At 46.4% G+C, this 18,396-nt stretch carries 13 protein-coding genes and 6 pseudogenes; 4 read left to right on the plus strand and 15 right to left on the minus strand.

Features of this window, described 5'->3' with window-relative positions:
* Positions 1 to 49: 49 nt before the first annotated feature.
* Positions 50 to 385 carry a helix-turn-helix domain-containing protein gene (locus ACM5QY_RS26120; protein WP_416123528.1) on the minus strand — a complete coding sequence of 112 codons (336 nt, stop codon included), beginning with the start codon at positions 383 to 385 and terminating at the stop codon, positions 50 to 52.
* 673 nt (positions 386 to 1,058) lie between these two features.
* Here ACM5QY_RS26120 and bhsA point away from each other — a divergent pair.
* Entirely contained in the window at positions 1,059 to 1,313 is a 255-nt protein-coding gene (gene bhsA / locus ACM5QY_RS26125) for a multiple stress resistance protein BhsA (protein WP_416123529.1), read from the plus strand.
* Positions 1,314 to 1,356: 43 nt separating this feature from the next.
* Here the strand turns inward: bhsA and ACM5QY_RS26130 are convergent.
* From ACM5QY_RS26130 to ACM5QY_RS26160, 7 genes and pseudogenes are all read right to left on the minus strand, one after another.
* Positions 1,357 to 1,647 (minus strand): annotated as a pseudogene (locus ACM5QY_RS26130) (hypothetical protein); the annotation flags it as partial.
* 494 nt (positions 1,648 to 2,141) lie between these two features.
* Entirely contained in the window at positions 2,142 to 2,894 is a 753-nt protein-coding gene (locus ACM5QY_RS26135) for an NADPH-dependent F420 reductase (RefSeq protein WP_416123530.1), read from the minus strand.
* Between the two features lies 1 nt (position 2,895).
* Entirely contained in the window at positions 2,896 to 4,215 is a 1,320-nt protein-coding gene (locus ACM5QY_RS26140; RefSeq protein WP_416123531.1) for an NTP/NDP exchange transporter, read from the minus strand.
* A 245-nt stretch (positions 4,216 to 4,460) separates the two neighbouring features.
* Positions 4,461 to 5,509 (minus strand): annotated as a pseudogene (locus ACM5QY_RS26145) (NAD(P)-dependent alcohol dehydrogenase).
* Positions 5,492 to 5,791, minus strand: a pseudogene (locus tag ACM5QY_RS26150) (site-specific integrase); the annotation flags it as partial. The pseudogenes ACM5QY_RS26145 and ACM5QY_RS26150, both read right to left, overlap by 18 nt.
* A 174-nt stretch (positions 5,792 to 5,965) precedes the next feature.
* The gene (locus ACM5QY_RS26155) at positions 5,966 to 7,144 is read right to left on the minus strand and encodes an MFS transporter (RefSeq protein WP_416123532.1); all 1,179 of its coding nucleotides are present in this window, start codon (positions 7,142 to 7,144) and stop codon (positions 5,966 to 5,968) included.
* A 77-nt stretch (positions 7,145 to 7,221) separates the two neighbouring features.
* Entirely contained in the window at positions 7,222 to 8,271 is a 1,050-nt protein-coding gene (locus tag ACM5QY_RS26160) for an NAD(P)-dependent alcohol dehydrogenase (protein WP_416123533.1), read from the minus strand.
* Between the two features lie 217 nt (positions 8,272 to 8,488).
* Between ACM5QY_RS26160 and ACM5QY_RS26165 the strand changes: the two genes are divergently transcribed.
* Positions 8,489 to 8,725 carry a LysR family transcriptional regulator gene (locus ACM5QY_RS26165; protein WP_416123534.1) on the plus strand — a complete coding sequence of 79 codons (237 nt, stop codon included), beginning with the start codon at positions 8,489 to 8,491 and terminating at the stop codon, positions 8,723 to 8,725.
* A gap of 666 nt (positions 8,726 to 9,391) precedes the next feature.
* On the opposite strand, the pseudogene ACM5QY_RS26170 reads toward ACM5QY_RS26165, so the two are convergent.
* Positions 9,392 to 9,925, minus strand: a pseudogene (locus tag ACM5QY_RS26170) (NAD(P)H-binding protein).
* 101 nt (positions 9,926 to 10,026) lie between these two features.
* A complete protein-coding gene (locus tag ACM5QY_RS26175) occupies positions 10,027 to 10,860 on the minus strand; it encodes an SDR family oxidoreductase (protein WP_416123535.1) in 834 nt (277 codons plus the stop codon).
* A gap of 166 nt (positions 10,861 to 11,026) precedes the next feature.
* Here ACM5QY_RS26175 and ACM5QY_RS26180 point away from each other — a divergent pair, with 166 nt between their 5' ends.
* Entirely contained in the window at positions 11,027 to 11,944 is a 918-nt protein-coding gene (locus ACM5QY_RS26180; RefSeq protein WP_416123536.1) for a LysR family transcriptional regulator, read from the plus strand.
* Positions 11,945 to 11,972: 28 nt separating this feature from the next.
* On the opposite strand, the gene ACM5QY_RS26185 is transcribed toward ACM5QY_RS26180, so the two are convergent.
* From ACM5QY_RS26185 to ACM5QY_RS26200, 4 genes and pseudogenes are all read right to left on the minus strand, one after another.
* Positions 11,973 to 12,188 (minus strand): SDR family oxidoreductase, encoded by a 216-nt coding sequence (locus ACM5QY_RS26185; RefSeq protein WP_416123537.1) that lies wholly within the window; start codon positions 12,186 to 12,188, stop codon positions 11,973 to 11,975.
* 1,816 nt (positions 12,189 to 14,004) lie between these two features.
* A pseudogene (locus ACM5QY_RS26190) lies at positions 14,005 to 14,965 on the minus strand (IS3 family transposase).
* 653 nt (positions 14,966 to 15,618) lie between these two features.
* Entirely contained in the window at positions 15,619 to 15,897 is a 279-nt protein-coding gene (locus ACM5QY_RS26195; RefSeq protein WP_416123538.1) for a ribbon-helix-helix protein, CopG family, read from the minus strand.
* Complete coding sequence (locus ACM5QY_RS26200; RefSeq protein ID WP_416123539.1) at positions 15,897 to 16,532, minus strand: AAA family ATPase; 636 nt, start codon at positions 16,530 to 16,532, stop codon at positions 15,897 to 15,899. Before ACM5QY_RS26200 ends, ACM5QY_RS26195 begins: the two co-directional genes overlap by 1 nt.
* 381 nt (positions 16,533 to 16,913) lie before the next feature.
* Between ACM5QY_RS26200 and ACM5QY_RS26205 the strand changes: the two are divergent.
* A pseudogene (locus ACM5QY_RS26205) lies at positions 16,914 to 17,556 on the plus strand (transposase); the annotation flags it as partial.
* 95 nt (positions 17,557 to 17,651) lie between these two features.
* Here the strand turns inward: ACM5QY_RS26205 and istB are convergent.
* Positions 17,652 to 18,392 carry an IS21-like element helper ATPase IstB gene (istB, locus tag ACM5QY_RS26210; protein WP_416122809.1) on the minus strand — a complete coding sequence of 247 codons (741 nt, stop codon included), beginning with the start codon at positions 18,390 to 18,392 and terminating at the stop codon, positions 17,652 to 17,654.
* Between the last annotated feature and the right edge of the window lie 4 nt (positions 18,393 to 18,396).

Here is an 18,396-nt window from a genome sequence, read left to right on the forward strand (position 1 = left end):
ACAACGTAATGATTAATGCAAAAAAGCGCCCAATAAAAACTCAACATAATTACGCCGGATGTGACTGATGCATTCTCCTGTAGGCCTGTGGCGGTAAGCTGTATTTCCGGGAAAAAGTTCGCGAAAAAGACTGCTGTGAGTCATATCCGTATTTATATGAAATATCGACCACCGGATTTTTAGTATGAAGAAGCTCATCTGCGGCCAGCGCCAGCTTACGGTCACGGATATAATTCCCCAGCGTGTGGCCTGTCTCCTGCTGAAACATCCTCTGCAAGTGCCATTTGGAATAGCCGGATTTTTCAGCGACATCCCGAATTTTTAACGGCTTGTCGATATTTTCATCAATCCAGCCAATCAGAGAGTCAATAACATCTTTGTGCATCACAAGATACCTCTTGAAATAAAGTATTTGGTGCGCGATTCGAAATGGGATCACACGTGATTAACAATAAAATAACGACAGTCTGCACAACGGCAAGTGAACTGAAATCAGTGATAAGGAATGGCTAAGAGTAAAAGCGACAGAGTAGTCCAGAATCTTATACTGTGAGAATAGCATTCGTGAAAGGTCGTTATAAGGTCATGAATTACGGATGCCTTTATGAGTAAAATTCATTAATAAACCCAGCTCATAAAAATTACCCCATCAGCACCTGAGCGCTTGAGGTTTTTTCAACATATATCGGCGGTGCTTCTTCTTGCGCTAACGCATGTGTTAACGCGAATTCGTCCAACAGAATGCTGGATAGCAGTACGGAATTATTTAATATAAGCATCCAAATTATTCCCTTTAAATGTCAAAAATCACCCTGCTCTCAGTGCAAATAAAATCTTACCGGAGTCATCATGACAACAAGCTGACAACCTGCTGACAGTGCTGTCAGGAAAGGCTGTGGATATTTATTTTAATGCAAAGAAATGTATATTTTTGATTTATGACAATGATGTCATTTAACTGTCAGGCTCTGGTCAGGGTCAGCGGAATATACTTTCCTTGGTAGCCAAACATGGCTACTCATCGTGACCGTTAATACTTAAAAATTGAGGTGGATAATATGAAAGCAACTAAAATTGTCATAGCAGCAGCGCTAACCGGGCTTTTCTCTTTTAGTTCGCTGGCAGCAACTCAGGTTAGTTCAACTGAGGGTCTTACCAAGCTGGGAAGCGTATCAGCATCAGGCCCTACAACGCTTTCAGGGCTGGAAAAGAAATTAGCGAAAAAGGCAGACGAGGCCGGTGCAACGTCCTATAAAATAGTATCAGCGGGTGGAGAAAATAAACTCCATGGCGTGGCGATTATTTACAATTAATATGGATAACTCGATACAGGGTGTCATCCCCTGCTATGACCTGTTACTCTGACAATATTGTCAGAGTAACACCGAACGTATTGATGGCATTATTATTTCCAGAAACATTATCGTTAGTCTGGTTGGTCGCAAAGACCTCTCCTCGGTGCATTAACGCCACCGTTCGCACAATCGACGGCCTAAGCCCGTGATGTGTGTCACTTTGTGTACGCGAAGAGTCCACCCGATAGAAGCGTTCAAATAGCCGTGACAAATGTGTCTGCTCTATTAATTCCCTAACGTTGGCGACGGTGACCATCGGCATATGCTTCTCCTGCCTGAGCCTCACGGTCTGTGCCGTGCATGACGGGCGCTGTTTTCAAGCAGATTCGCCATAACGGTGAAACAGACGCCGCCCAATACGCTCCCTATTACCATGATATTCAGTTTTTTTCTGAAAAATGACAGTTCAAAGTACTCGGCAGTTCTCAGCGCTTCTTCATACAGGGACGCTTTAGTCAGCTGGGTCGCTGTTTTCCTACCTGTGTGTGAGAAGGAACGGCATGTCATTAACAATTGGTGTCATGCGTGCCAGTTCTTCTAGGTTGGGCTCGAGCAGACCTTCCAGTTCACTCCTTCCATGCCACAGGATAATCCCAGGTGTGCCGAATCAGATTGGGCTACGGGGTGTGGGGTAGTGATGTTATGAACGAAGTCCATCAACCCATTAGCACTGCGCATTTAAGAAGTAAACTTCCATTCAGCCCTTTGCGGGCTCACGCATAATAACGGCCAGGGCATCGCCGTTATTATTGATGCGCTATTTCCAGAGAAATGGCCCAAGGCAAATCAGCTTTGCGCAGGCAAATTCAAAAGACGACGTAATTCCGGCGCATTGGTGTTAGCCCTGAAGCCCGGCCCGCCTCGCTGGAAACGGGTCGCATCGGCCAGTTTACCGACCACCACGGGAATACAACCGGCATCAGTCACCAGTTGAACCGCGACCTGCACGGCTTTCGGGTCATCACCTGCAATCGGCACGCCAAGTTTGTTGCTGGTTCTGGCCGCAGAAGCCTCTACTGCTGTGGCATCGACAGCACTGAATGCGCGTATCACATTGGCCCCTGACAGATATTTAGCGGTTGTGACAGCATCCCCTTTGGCGTGGGCTTCCTGCGTCAGAGCATCAGAAGAAGACGCCGAAGAGTTGCAGGCATCGAGCACCACTTTGCCGCGAATTAACTCTGCCAGCTCACGTCCAAGTTGCGGAAGTGCAGCATACGGCACGGCGAATAACAGCACATCTCCAAATTCTGCTGCCTCGCGGATGGTGCCCACCGACGCGCGCTCGCCAAGTTTGCTGGTCATACTTTTTAATTCTTCCGGATGACGTGATGAAAACATGACCTCATGTCCGGCTTTTACCCAGACACTGCCCACCGTGCCACCCAGCCAGCCCGCGCCGATCACACCAATACGTTTGGGGCTGAAGGTCGGGTTTAGCGCGTCGGCCATGGCAGTGAATGAGATCATACCGTTCAGTAAACTGACGGAAACCATCGCTCCCGCTGCGCCAAGAACAGAACGTCGTGAGAATTTCATCTTAAATTTCCTCTGCTGAAAGTTGAGAACGGTTTCTACTGCCCAGCCACAGGCTGAGCATCAGCCACAATGCCGAAAGCGGCACGGCGACCAGAGATACGCCCGTCATGCTCAGGCCCAGCGCCGCCAGCCCGGCGTAACTCCACCCGGCGACCTGATCACCGATGCGGTATACCACCGTATCGATAAAATTTTTGGCTTTGTATCGATCTTCACGCGGCACCCGGGTGAACAAAACCTCCCGCGCTGGCCGTGCAAGACCAAAATTACTGACACGACGCGCCACCTGTATCACCACAAATACCGCCACCGTCGGCCATGCGGCCAAACAAGTAAATCCTGCAAGGCTGATGAATGGCAATGAACACAGCGTGGTCCCCACACCCAGCCAGCCGATCAATCTGCCGGTTAAAAACAATTGAAGCGCGAGCGTGAGGCTGTTGACCCAAAAATCAATCCCCGCGAAGAAAGCAATGCGTGCAGCGCTGTCAGAAAAAGCATTTTCAGCAATCGCTGCCTGCTGAAAATACAAAAAAGTGGACGTCATACTGTAAAGCAGCATAAATCCGGCAATTCCCATCAAACGCGGTGAGCGAAAGGTATGAGTCATTCCGCTGAATATTCCACCGCCGAGAGCCTGATTATCGGCTTCCCGTTGCAAAGGACTGTGGAACACATCGCTGTGACGGGCAAGCCCGCGTGATGCCCTTACTGCAACTTCAAGCAGGCCAACAGCAATCAGCAACAACCCTTGCTGACCGATAAACTCCACCAGACTAAGAGTCAGCACAGAACCGGCAATGCCTCCCAGCGTCGCACCGGCGGCCAGAACGCCAAACAAACGCTTTCCCTGCTCCTGCTCGAAAACGTCGACAACAAATGACCAGAACACCGATACTACAAAGAGGTTAAAGACCGAGACCCAGATGAAAAACGCTCGACCCACCCAGACAAGCTGCGCCCCGGTGGCGACGGTCATCAATGCTATAAACGCCAGCAGATTGAGCATAAAGAAACGGTAGGTTACGGTGATAAATCGCTCGCGTGACCAGCGACGCACTGCAGCGGCAAACAGCGGATTAATTGCCAGCATCGCAAGCAACGTCCCGGTAAATAGCCACGGCAGATGTCTTACGCCACCCGCAACTCCCAGCTCATCACGTACCGGTCGCAATACGTAATAGGCCAGAAATAGTGAGAAAATATATAATCCCGCCCAGACCAGCGCCCTTCCTTCTCCGCGGTGTACATTTAACAGACGCATCAGAATATTTCCCGGGTGCGACTCCTGAGCCTGCGTTTCCGTGTTGCTTGTCGGCATGATGTTTTCTTCTGGAAGCCATCGGACACCCTACTGGCTGGCGACTGACGTTTAAATCCTAATGAGTCAAGAATTTAGCCGGAAGCGGCGCGGAGAGTAAGCCCCTGAGTGAGGATAAGCTTATGAACACCACTCATTAATCAAAAGGGTATGCCCGCATGTTTTTAAGGATGGTTAGCTTTTTCGGACCGCCTCATATCGCTTCTGCGCGTGCAGTTCCTGCAAAAATGGGCCAGTGATATTCCCTAACTGTTCTTGAGCGTTGACATATCTATGACGAAGCAGTATTTCACAGAGCCCGCCTCAAGACGGTGGTAGGCTGCTTTTATATCCTTAATATCAATAACTTCCACATCTTAAGTAATGTTGTGTTTGCCACAAAAATCAAGCATCTCTTGCATTTCAGCAATCCCGCCAATCAGCGAGCCGGAAAGGCTACGGCCACCGAAAATAAGGCTATAGGCAGAAATATCATTTTTCTCGGCCGACGCGCCGACGAGGGTGAGATTTCCTTCCGGATGCAGGAGGTTCAGATAAAGATTTAAGTCATGGGGGCTGAAACTGTATCGAGAATAAAATCGAATGTGTTGATATGCGATTGCATTTCTTCTGCATTATATGACACAAGCACTTCATGTGCTCCAACGCGTAAGGCATCTTCTTTTTTCTTCGGTGATGTCGTAAAAAGAACGACGTGAGCACCCAGGGCACGGGCAAACTTTACCCCCATGTGACCTAATCCTCCCAGCCCAACAATACCCACTTTTTGCCCCGGACCTACTTTCCAGCGGCGGATCGGTGAATAGGCTTTGATACCTGCACACACAAGCGGAGCCACACCGGCAAGGTCTAGTTTTCCAGGCACTCGCAGAACGAATCGCTCGTTAACAACAATACTTTTCGCATAGCCTCCGTATGTAACGGGCGTGGTAAGATATTCATCCGGACCATTATAAGTAAGCACTTTTGTCGGAGAGTATTGCTCACGGTTCGCACGACAATGAGGACACTTGGGGTCAGCATCGACCAGGCAGCCTACAGCAACAATATCGCCTATTTTATACTGACAGACGGAAGCACCGACGGATGCCACACGGCCGACAATTTCATGCCCCGGGACTATCGGGTAAACCGTAGGCATCGCACTTCCAAATTCATCGCGGACATGGTGAATGTCAGAATGGCATACACCACAAAACAAAATATCAATCTGTACGTCATGCTCACCGGGAGTTCGTCGTGGAATTGCCAGAGGTGAAAGCGGGGAGCAGGTCAGTAGATTGCCCAGCTTTATTAGCGCTGCAACTGCTTCTCTTGTCCCTTTGGATATCTCAAATTGGACAAAGTTACCGGTTTTCTGTTGCAACACCGTTGCTCTACTTTAAACAGAACTGCCATATGCAACATCTGATATTTTGAGTTTAATCAGATCACAGCCCCGTAGCTTAATGACCAAAGCTAGATCGCGTGTTTTACATTCCGGCTCAAGTCTAATCCGGATCTCCCAGATATGAGATATCTGAAGTGGCCTTTTTTGACAGATGATACGGCCTTTGTTCCACGGTGACGTTTTCATACTCAAATCTCCTGGAATGTGGGAGATTTGAGTATGGTTGTACCTCAAGAGCGAAGAGCAGAAATTGTAGCCCACTGACCCTGATCTGGAATGCAGTTGCGCTTCTTAATTTGCAGAGAAAATGTTCGGAAAAAAGTTGTATGGAAGGGGTATTCGGCTCGGCTTTTCACGCTATTAAGTAAGTTGATTAACAGGCGTTCGTCGAACACCAAAAACAACAGTAAAGAAAAGCAGACCTATGCTGGTGAGTGCAAAACCCGCCCATATTGCTGAAATAAGTCCCAATCCCGCGTTAATCGTCGCCCCTCCGATAGAGGCACCGAGCGCATTGGCAACGTTAAATGCTGCCATATTCATCGCGCCCATCAATGTCGGTGCTTCAGGAGCCATATGCATCATTCTGACCGGGATAGTGGGCACCGCTATCATCAACGTAGCCCCAACAAAAAATAACGTTAACATCAATATCAAGGGTATCTGGCCATATAAAGCCATAGTGGCCAACATAAGTAGTGTGAATGCAAAACCTAACAACATTCCTTTAAATTCATATCGATCAGCAAGAATACCGCCCAATGGGTTACCCACCGCCATACCCAGACCAAAAACAGCTAGCCCTACAGGAATAAACGTTGGTGAAAGGTTGGCTAAATCAGTGATATACGGACCAATAAAGGTATAAACGGAAAACGTACTGGCCACGCAAAGTGACGCTATGATCATCATGGCCCAAATTTTCCACTTTAGGAAAGCGGTTAGCTCGCGGGAAACGGGATTACCATCCAATGCTGGCGTTTTGGGTAACCAGACAAACATGCAACCTAGAGCCAAAATATTATAGATGGCAAAGCCCGAATAGGCTGTTCGCCATCCGAAATATTGCCCAACCAGCGTACCCATTGGTGCACCAATGATAGTCGCGAGTGTCATGCCCGATACAACGATAGCAAATGCTTTACCTGCACGTGCTTGCCCCACAATATGTGTAGCGACAACGGCACCGGCACCAAAAAAAACTCCTTGAGGCAATCCACTGATGAAGCGACCGATGCTCAATGTTTCCAGACTGTATGCAGCTGAAGAAATAATGTTACCGACGGCTAACACCAACATCAATACCAGCAGTAGTGAACGCCGGTTGATACGTGCCGCAGCTAATGTAAGTAATGGAGCACCGACAACAACACCGATTGCGTAAGCAGTAATGGCCTGTGTCGCATCGGATATATTGATAGAGAGATCAACTGAAAATAAGGGGAGAACACCCATGCTAGAAAATTCAGACGTGCCTATACCAAATGCACCAACAGCAAGGGAAACAAGAGCAAGTTTGTCGTGCTTCAAATTTTTCATAGTTACCAGATAATATAGCAAGCAATCTATATTTTAAAAAATGTGCCGAAGTAAAAACCCTCCGACACAAAGTGCGATTATTTAAGCGTGCTCATATCGATAACAAATCGATATTTAACATCCCCTTTTTCAAGGCGTTCAAAAGCTTCATTAACTTTATCTGCATCGATAATTTCCACATCAGCAGTGATTTTGTGATGAGCACAAAACTCCAGCATCTCCTGTGTCTCTTTAATTCCACCAATATTGGAACCGGCGAAACTACGACGACCTTTAATAACGTTAAATGCCCCAATGGAAATTGGCTCTACAGGTAAACCGACTAATACCACTGCACCATCAATAGCCAGTAATTTTAAATAGGCATTGACGTCATGTGTTGCAGAGACCGTATCAATAATTAAATCGATTTTACCGGCATGGGCCTTCATCTGCTCAGCATCGCTCGTCAGAATAGCTTCATGCGCACCCAAACGTTGGGCATCTTCAACTTTTTCCGGAGATGTTGTCAGTACCACAACGTGTGCGCCCATGGCTTTAGCAATGCGGATGGCAACATGACCAAGACCGCCAATACCCAAAATTCCCACCACTTTACCTGGACCTGCCTGCCAATGCTTTAAGGGCGAGTACACGGTAATGCCGGCACACAGAAGCGGTGCTGCGGCGGCCATATCATCAAAATTAGGCATATTAAGCATGTAGTTTTCGCGGCAGACATAAGTCTGAGAAAACCCGCCGTAAGTCATACCGCCGAGATGCTTATCCGGTGTGTTGAAAGAAAGCGTGGTACCGTTATCACAAAACTGTTCCAGATCGCGGGCGCAGGCTGGGCATTCACCGCAGGAATCGACAATACAACCCACCGCAGCGTGATCGCCCACTTTGAATTTGGTGACATTAGCACCGACAGCAGTAACCTTGCCAACGATTTCATGTCCTGGCACCACCGGATAATGGGTTCCGCCAAAATCATTTTTAATTTGATGCAGATCGGAGTGACAGATGCCGCAATAGAGAATTTTCATTTCTACATCATCTGGCAGCAATCCACGACGTTTGATAGTGACTTTTTTTAGTGGGTTAGTTGATGAGTCAGTGCCCAATGCTTTGATGTTTGTATACATTACTTAGCTCCAATTTTGATGATTAATGCCTGCTTCACGAGAGAGTAAATCGAGAGGGCTAATTCAGAATCCACACGCGAACGGCAAATTTCCAACGAGGGTTAATTAAGATTACAACCCCAATTATGGTGCGTATAGTGCTTAATCCGGCTTACAGAATTCTCAATTATGATATAATCGGTGAGGACAATTTAAGACACTTCAAACAATAATCGGGATGCTCGATAAATTGGATGCCCTGAAAATACTTTGTGTTGCTGCTGAAACCTTAAGGCTTCGTGAAACCACACTGCGGTTCGGTATTGCGCCACAAATAGTCACCCGTGGCATTGCAGAACTGGAAAAGCAACTGGGTGAAATGTTGTTCCAGAGAAATACCCACCACATGAAACTTACCCCGTTTGGTGAACAATTCTGGCCGCAAGCGGAGCAACTTTTGGCAGACAGTGATTAACTATTTCAGCAAGTAAAGACGAAACACTCAGGCGATATTTCTGGTGTCGTGCGCATCAGATTGCCGCCCTTTTTAGAAAATAATGAAATTGTCGTCAACTTGTTACATCAGATAGTTGATTATCCTCAGCTATATGTTGAATGGCGTGTCACGGATGAGCACCTAAACATTATTGACGAGCAAATCGATATTGGCGTAAGGGTTGCATCGTTCCTGATAACAGGTTCATTGTCAGGATAATACGTCCCGTGGTAGTTAACGTTGTTGCATCACCTGATTTAATACAACGATGTTCTTTACCCATAGATCTGAAAGATTTGCTAAAAAACTTCCCGCTCAGTGTTTTACGTAATAGTAATACTGGCCACGTGTGGCCATGGCAGTTTGCTGATGGTCTACACTTCTTTCCAAAATAACCCTTGTTTATCGCTTCTGATGTAGCCAGAGAATTAAGCGCAGTACTTGCAGTGCCGAACCTTCTGTCAATTAGCTGACATCACCGTAAGACAGTATGTTAGACGAGGAAAATTGATCACTGTATTAACTGAAAATGATGCCAAACTTTGGCTTTAGACCACATAAACCCGTATTGCCGAAGCGTGTCTGTTTTTTTGACCTTCTCACCAAAATTATGCAAGAGATATTCAAAGAAAGTTAACAGAATGCTTAAGGGCGACTAATGTCGATGCTTTTATGAATATATTGGTTGTCTGTCGTAGAAATTTTGCAAATATAATCCGCGAAACTGAGGCGAGAGACAGAACGCTCCTTAAATGGCTCGACTTTGTGCGTAATATCATAATCAACCGTGTTAGCGTTGGTGAACCAACCCGGCCGTAATATTGTGTAGTCTAAACCAGAGCGGCTGAATCTCGATAGGGATCAAGAATACTTTGGTAACTCTCATCCGGCACTTTATCATAAATCCCCATTGAACTGATAAAAATCAGCCTTTTATACCACCATATGCATCGCTTTTAAAATACTCAGTGTCTGGTTTTTCATGTCACCGGCCAGATTTGTATAAACAACGTCGATACCTTGTAACGTATTAATTAAAGAGGATGTATCTTCCACATCGCCTTCTATAATACTGATGCAATCACTTATTTCGTGTTTCAGGCGATTTGCGCGATGCAAATATAATGTCAGTTCAGCATCACTATTTTCAATCAGATACCAAGTAGCAACTCGGGCCAGCTATCCGGCGGTGCCCAAGATAAGAATTTTTGTCATTAATTTTATATTCGATGTTTAAGGAGGATTTACTCCTCCTTAAATTTATATTCGATGAATGAGCATTAACCTGGCGTCTGAAGTTTACCCGCGCGCATCGCAGCAATGACGCCACCGTCGATGAGCAAATCACTACCGGTAATAAATCCGGCATCGGTACCGAGCAAGAATGACGCAGTTACCGCAATTTCTTCAGGAGGTGCCATTCGTTTTATTGGCGATGCCTCGACCATTGCGCGGTAGATATCACCGATTTCTGAATTAAGTTCATGTAGAGCCAGCGGCGTGACGATGATACCTGGACTGATGGAGTTAACTCGGGCACCTTTATCGCCCCACGTAATAGCAGAAGCTTGTACTCTCAAATGGTTAGCACGCTTCGCCATCATATAGGCCACCAGGGTATTAGGAATGGCATCTGGTTGTAAAAATGGTAGATTGAGTAATTCTTCCGTTGGTGTGTAAGCCAACGCATGATCTTGCTCAGGTGTTAACGCTGGCATCATATGCCCTGCCATACTGGAAATAATCAGCCCCGCACCGCCCGGCGCAATAACTTTTTCAAACTCTTCAAATACAACGGCTGCGCCATACAAATCAACTTCCAGCACTTTTTCGACCGGAGCCATATTCGGCGACAGGCCCGCCGTATTGACGACCTGCATCACATTGCCCAGCGATGCTGCGTAAACGGCCAGTGACGCAACGGAAGTCCGGGAGGCGACATCCACAGGACAGGTTTGAACGTGATATCCCGCATCGCTCAATTGCTTAGCCGCATTTTGCATTGTGTGTTCGTTGAAATCAGCTAACAGCACGGTTTTGCCGAAGCCCTGACGCCGTGCGATAGCCATGCCGATACCGCCAGCACCAATGATAACCACGATATCTTTAGACATTTTAAACTCCAGAATTTTGTAGAGTGCTAACACTTGAGGTGAATCTTCATGTGCGTGTACCACCGGTTATACTTCATGTGTTTCCAGCGATGATGAAAGTTTATCTTGGCTGCATTCAGATGATAAGATGCTTAATAATTAATGCACCTATATCTGGAATTTATTAATGCTGCGTGATGAACTCGGCGATCTGGCTGCCTTTTTAGTGGTTGCTGAGGAGCGTAGTTTTACTCGTGCTGCCGCTCGCCTCTCCACTTCTCAACCTTCGTTAAGCCAGACAGTGCGACGTCTTGAGGAGCGATTAGGCGTGCGGTTGTTAATTAGGAATACACGCAACGTTTCCGTCACCGAAGCGGGCGAGCAACTGGTCAATACACTGCGTCCCGCGTTAAGCGATATCAATAACCGTTTACAAGCCTTGAGCCAGTTTCGCGAAAAGCCAGCCGGACTGGTACGAGTCACTACCGGTCAACACGCGGCAGATACTCTTATTTGGCCTGCGGTAGCAGAAACATTGCACGCCTATCCGGATATCAAAATCGAGTTATCACTGGATTCATCACTGACCGATATCGTCAGTGAACGTTTTGATGCAGGTATCAGGCTCGGTGAACAGATTGCACAGGATATGATAGCACTACGTATCGGCCCCGATATTCGTATGGCGGTGGTGTGCTCGCCAGATTACCTGGCAAAAAATCCCTTGCCTCAGACGCCACAGGATTTAACCCGACATTCATGCATCAATATGCGCATGCCAAGCGCTGGCGGAATTTACCCATGGGAGTTTAGTCAGGGGGAGCGAGAGCTTCATGTGCGGGTCGACGGGCAATTTATTGTTAATAATATTGTAGCCGCAGCAAAAGCCGCTGAAGAAGGTCTCGGGTTGGCTATTGTGATGGAGGATCAAGTGATTACGCAAATTGCAGAAGGAAGACTCATACGCGTGCTGGATGATTGGTGTCAGCCTTTCCGTGGCTATCATATTTACTATCCAAGCCGTCGCTTACTTTCACCGGCCTTTCAAACGTTTCTGCAAACATTGAGGCAACGCTACGCGGCGCTAACTACTGAAGGGCACTGAATACCTTCCATTATTTAGCGCTGAATGCTTATTTTACTGGCTTGAGATCGCCGTACCAATATGACGTTGTTACACCATCATCCATCAGGAAATCACTGCCTGTAATAAAGCTGCCTTCCGGTCCCATAAGCAGTGCAGCTACAGCAGCGACTTCACCCGGTGATCCGCCACGCCCAACAGGAGAGCGCTCCAGCATATTTCGGTAGCCCGCACCGCGTGGCCCTGAGAGTTCATCATTAGCCAACGGGATGTAAATAATACCCAGACTAATAGTATTAAAGCGTGCACAACGTTTTCCTCATTTCAGGGCTTCAGCCATGACACGCAGCGCATTACCACGTTTAGAATACTGGTACGCGAGCAATGAATCAGTGATGTGGTTTTTTTGCAGGAATGGCAGGTCAAGGAGTTCTTCGCTCGGCGTTGTCGCCAGCGCTTCATTTTACTCAACAGAAAGCGGTGGCAAACGAAGCCCAGAATGAGAGGCGATCACAACTCCCGATCTGTCCTTTGCGATAAACTGACCAAATTCTTACAGTACTACTGGCCGTACCTTACAGGTCAACTTGCATAATGGTTTCGGGCGAAGCCTGTGAAGGTGATGATCCCCTCCCAATATCGGTGCCAGGATAAATCAGAGATCCGGGCCTGTTTGCAGGCTTCGGACAAATTCTTCCGGAATCTGGTTATTTAACGAAGAATGTGGCCGGTACTGGTTATATTCCTGCCCCTAGGGGAGTGTTTATCATGCCGGAATTCTGTTTCTGAATGGAGCAGGATTTTTGGTCAGTGTCATAATATAAAGCTGTTCAGATAACCTGCCATTCAATTAAAACCCCACAAATTTCATAAAATATTTTCATATAGTTACTGAAGGTGCTTAATAAATAAAAATTGTAAGATAATTAAATTATTCTCTCTTAGCTAACTCCTGCTTATACACACTTCAATCGATAAGAATGTCCACTTCGCTGACATTCTTATGCTCTGAATTATGTCTGCTTCTAGCATTTAGCCGTCTATCAGATCTGACTATCCTGTAAATGATTCTCTGTAGCTGTCACTTCTGGAACAGTGTGCTCCATTCCTTTTTCTAATCGCTATATTCCGAGATACTCGAAGATCCTTATCTTCATTTTATATAAGTCTGAAACCGCTTCTGTGTTCCGATATTGACATCTCGAACGTCGACGCGCGCAATGTTATCCGCCTGCCCGCCTTTTACTTAGATCATTTTTTTTAATGAAAAGCGTAGCGGCAGAAGCAGAAAGGTGCTTATCATAATGCGTGTACTGCACGCAGTACTCATCCATAAAACCAGGGGTAGAATTCAGTTCTTTCAAATTTTTTGTAATTTTGTAATGTCTTCAAACACTACTTGGATTTACGATTTTTGCAACTATCCTATTCAAAGCGAACAACATGATAGGAGAGGATATTATGTTAAAAAATTAAGAAAGATGAGGTGACAAAGTGATGAAAACTATCACCTCAGTATTTTATAATGGAAAATATTTCGAACTAAGTTAGATGGACTTTCTTCTCCAAATATAGTTCCCTCTGTTTTTTATTTTGAAAAAAAGCAATGGTAAAATCCAAGCGAGTAATACTAAAGGCACAGCTGAAACTATAGACAAGTAAAATAATTTAGTATTTTGGTATAGAAATAAGATTAAGACACCTGAAATAAAAGTTAGAGCGATTTGTAAATATAGGATTAACTTCCTCGTAGCTCTGTCAATATAGGTGGTAATTAACTCAGCTCCACAATAGGAGCATGTGGTACTATTTTCCTTTAAAATACAATTACAGAATCCACATGCATAATTATCATCAACAGGATTACTTTTCACTTAAGCCTCTCACTCTTTTTTTTCGCTGTGTGTAATTTTTCTAAATTATCGATGCTTTTAACTAGTTATATTTATTCCCGAGTACTTTACATAATTACTTTTGGAAATTGCAAGATATTTTTTTGCAATTCATTATGGGCCGTGTAAGATTTTTTTACTTTTTTGACTGTGATGATTTAGTCTAGGATGATTCTTATTATTACAAACTTACATTCTATCCTTGTGATCCCTTCCCAATATCGGTGCTAGGATAAATCCGAGGTCTGGGCCTGTTTGCAGGATTCGGACAAATTCTGCCGGAGTCTGGTTATTTAGCGAGGAATGTTGCCGGTACAGGTTATATTACTGCCGCCAGTGCTCGATCTTATCCTAAGCATCTTCCAGTGACAGAAACCAGTGCACGTTCAGACATTCATCACGCAGGCTGCCGTTAAATGACTCAACCAGGGCGTTATCTGTGGGCTTTCCGGGGTGTGAGAAGTCCATCGTTACCCGGTTTTCAAACACACAGCGATCCAGCGTTTTCGAGATAAATTCGCTGCCGTTTTACGTCTGTAGCCGCTGTGGTACACGCTGCTGTGTCTGCCTGATCCGTTCCATCACGGCGACCACATCGTCACCGCGAAGTCCATGGACTACCTCGATCGCCACGCATTATCGACTACAGTTAGGGCAAGGAACCGGCGTCCGTTGAACAGATTATCAGCAACGAAATCCATGACCCAGCACTGATCCATAGCGGTCACGGCCGAGCAGATACGCCTGTGCCTGGCCGTCACATGCCGCAGCTGGCGTTTTGACCGCAGGTTCAGCCCTTCCAGACAGTAAATCCGATGGGTTTTCTTGTGGTTAGCCAGCCAGCCATCGCGCCGCAGCTGGTATTCGACCGCCTCGCGTTTCTGCACCGGCCTCAGAACTTTTTTCGGATGACGTCCTGCAGCATTTCCTTGTCCAGACTGAGATCGGCGACCAGCCGTTTCAGGCGGTGATTCTCTTCCTCCAGTTGGCGCAGTTCCGTCACGCCCATGCCGCCAAACTTCTTCTTCCAATTGTAAAAAGTAGCCTCAGAAATCCCCATCGTTCTGCACATTTCCTCCACCCGAGTGCCGGTTTCGGCCTGTTTAAGGGCAAAGGCTATCTGTTCTTCGGTATAGCGGGTCTTTTTCATGGTTGATATGCCTCTCAGTGAGATGAAAGAAAGACCGGATACTTCAGTTTAGACTGGCACTGTTTTCAGTGAGGAGATTACATTATGAGTTATGAGTTATGAGTTATGTAATCACAATTCATATTGCATTGGTATGAATTATGATTGCAATCCAAACCACCAAATAAAAGTAATAATTAACACTTCATAATTAATTGTTATTGCTTGCACTCTGAATGAACCATATATAGAGGAAATCGCCTTTCCCCCTCCCACTTGTTTTTTACAAAGATGCAGCAACTGAGAGTTTCGTACTACTTATACAACAAGAAGTGTGAAGTAATATTTATTATTTAACGGCATGTTACCTTGCTTGTTATGTCTTAACTTGCGACAAGAAAAAATCATACTTAACATTTCACAAATAAGATTTAAGCTGTGAGCGAACAACACTAAGTACTAGTATGAATTAGCACTTAGCACTTAGCATCTAATAATTGTTAAATCCACTGAGTAATTGACCCGATATCTTGGGTCTGAGAATGAACCCAAAACGTTGCGAACAATCGATGAAAGTTGGGGAGGGGAGTAGTGAGGAATAAGGTGGCTAAGTATATTTATGATAACGGTGAAAACGGCATTCGTAGCATCCTGGTAACCAATGCCGCTTAATATCAAACCTTTTTAAGGTAAGTATCCAGAGCATCACGGATGATTGCACTTACGCTTTTAGGGCTAATACCACTACGCTTATTATGCAAGGCAAGATCTTCAATCTCACGCAGCGTGTTCTGAGGTAAAGAAATTGTTGTCCTGGTCAGAATTTCCTGCGCAGGTTCAGTAAAAACTTTCTCATCACCATAAGGGCGGTCAGCAAGTCGGTTGGCCAGTGCATCTGCTTCAGCTTCAGTAACGACACGTCGATTTGAAAAAGGGGTTTTTTTTAGGGCCATTAAAATACCTCATTCATTAACGCCAGAACTTCTGCTTTGGCTTTTTCGTTAGATGTTTCGAGCACAGATTTACCTTCTGACATCACATCGCGGTAAACCTTTCGGTAACACGCAGTGGCAATAAGAGGAATAAGCCCTTCAAACTCACGCACATATTCAAGGAACTCATGTCGTTCATTGCCCTGCAGCAATGGGTTAGTAGTCGCCATACTCTGATAGCAATAGGCCTTTAGCTCAGGGTTCAAATCGCGCATGCTTTCCAACTGTTGTTGCAATTCTACCATAGTATCCAGGTCTAACTGTGAACACTGGTGAGGTGCAATTATTTGGTGTGCAACCGTCCCCCCTGTGATCAGCTCGCGGCTGTTGCGTCCGGCGACGTCAACGATCACATGAGCAAATTTCTCATCCAGGCTTCTCAGCGTTTGAGAAATGTTATCTCGCTTCTCAATCAAGGTAATGGATGGAGTGATCCCTGCAGCTTCACGCTCCGCATACCACCTTGAAGCGGAACGCTGAACGTCAGCATCGACGAGACAAACGTCCTCCCCACGAAGAGCAAGGCCAACCGCCAGATTGATGGCCGTTGTTGTTTTGGCAGCCCCGCCTTTATTGCATCCAATTATCGTGATCATTTGTCACCTGTGATATCGAAAGTAGTATTTCCTACATCATAACCCATAAAAGATATATGTGAAGTATTATCGAATAATTATCATGTGTGAAGTATTACTTTTCAATGGAATTTGTAACCCTATAAACAACAGTTACGGCGTAAATATTGAACTCAGTTTATTTTTAGTCTTTATAAACAGATGCTTAACAAAAAATGAATTGTCATTTTTAGCACTAACCGCCTACTGTGGGCTTATAGTAAATTCTAGGCGGTTTTAGTGATTTTTACCGGAACTATACCGGGAAGAGAATCATTCCCAGCGTCAGGCTTGACCTTAACCCCGTTGATTAGTACACCCCGATATTAGTAATGTCTTCATAAGCCACATGAGGACATCCCCATGAAGAAGCGTTTTTCCGACCAACAGATCATCAGTATTCTCCGCGAGGCCGAAGCCGGAGTATCCGCCCGTGAACTCTGCCGCAAGCACGCCATTTCCGATGCCACGTTTACACCTGGCGTAAGAAGTATGGTGGTATGGAGGTGCCTGAGGTTAAGCGCCTGAAGTCGCTTGAAGAAGAGAACGCCAGACTCAAGAAGCTGCTTGCCGAAGCCATGCTGGATAAGGAGGCGCTTCAGGTGGCTCTGGTGCGAAAGTACTGACGACAGACCAGAAGCGGGAAGCCGTGGTATTGATGTGTGATGCGACCGGTCTGTCGCAACGTCGTGCCTGCAGACTCACAGGTTTATCCCTGTCGACCTGCCGCTATGAGGCTCAGCGTCCGGCTGCAGATGCACATTTATCAGGGCGTATCACTGAGCTGGCACTGGAGCGCAGGCGTTTTAGCTACCGTCGCATCTGGCAGTTGCTGCGCCGTGAAGGGCTTCGTGTTAATCATAAGCGCGTGTACCGGCTTTATCACCTCAGTGACCTGGGCGTAAAACGCAGAAGACGTCGTAAAGGGCTGGCAACAGAACGTCTGCCGCTGCTCCGTCCGGCGGCGCCCAATCTGACCTGGTCGATGGATTTCGTCATGGATGCGTATTCTGGCGAAGATGAACGGTCGTTCCGGCTGAACGTGAATGCGTTATTTCCTAACGCGCCCTAACTTCTTTTTATTACACCGACCGTTCACTTTTAGTCAACCTGTGCCAGTCGTTTTCTCATCGATTCACCTTTCATTTCCAGACGGTGCGAGTTATGCATCAGACGATCAAGGATCGCGTCCGCCAATGTGTTATCTCCAACGCAACCGTACCACTCATCCGTTGGCAGCTGGCTTATCATGACCGTGGCGTTCTTACCGTACCTGTCGTCCATCAGTTCCAGCAGATCGTTACGTTGCGCTGGTAGTAACGGTTCGAGACCCCAGTCATCCAGGATAAGCAACTGCGTTTTGGACAGTTGAGCAAGTTGTTTCCGGTAACTGCCGTCTGCCCGGCTGTGGGTCAGTTCAACCAGCAACCGGCTCAGTCGCCAGTACTGTACGCTGTAACCCTGCTGGCAGGCGTTGTTGCCCAGCGCACAGCCTACATAGGTTTTACCGCAGCCGCAGGGACCCGTTATCAGCAGGTTCTGCCCCCTGACCACCCACTCGTTCTGGCTTAACTGAGCGATCCGCGAACGCTCCAGGTTTCTCACCGGCTGATAGTCGATGTCGTGAACCGAGGCTTCAAGCCTCAGCCGGGCCTTTTGCAACAGGCGTTTCTGTTTGCGCTGATCCCTTTCCAGAGATTCACGCGTCACCAGCAACGCCAGCCTTTCCCTGAAGGAGAGCTCTTCGTAAGTGCCGGGTTGTTCCATCTGTGAGGACAGCGCGGCTGCCATTCCCATCAGTTTCATTTCAGTCAGCTGTTTCATCAGCGTATGTGGCATTATCGAG

The organism is Rahnella sp. PCH160, from assembly GCF_047784855.1.
Taxonomy (GTDB): Bacteria; Pseudomonadota; Gammaproteobacteria; order Enterobacterales; family Enterobacteriaceae; genus Rahnella.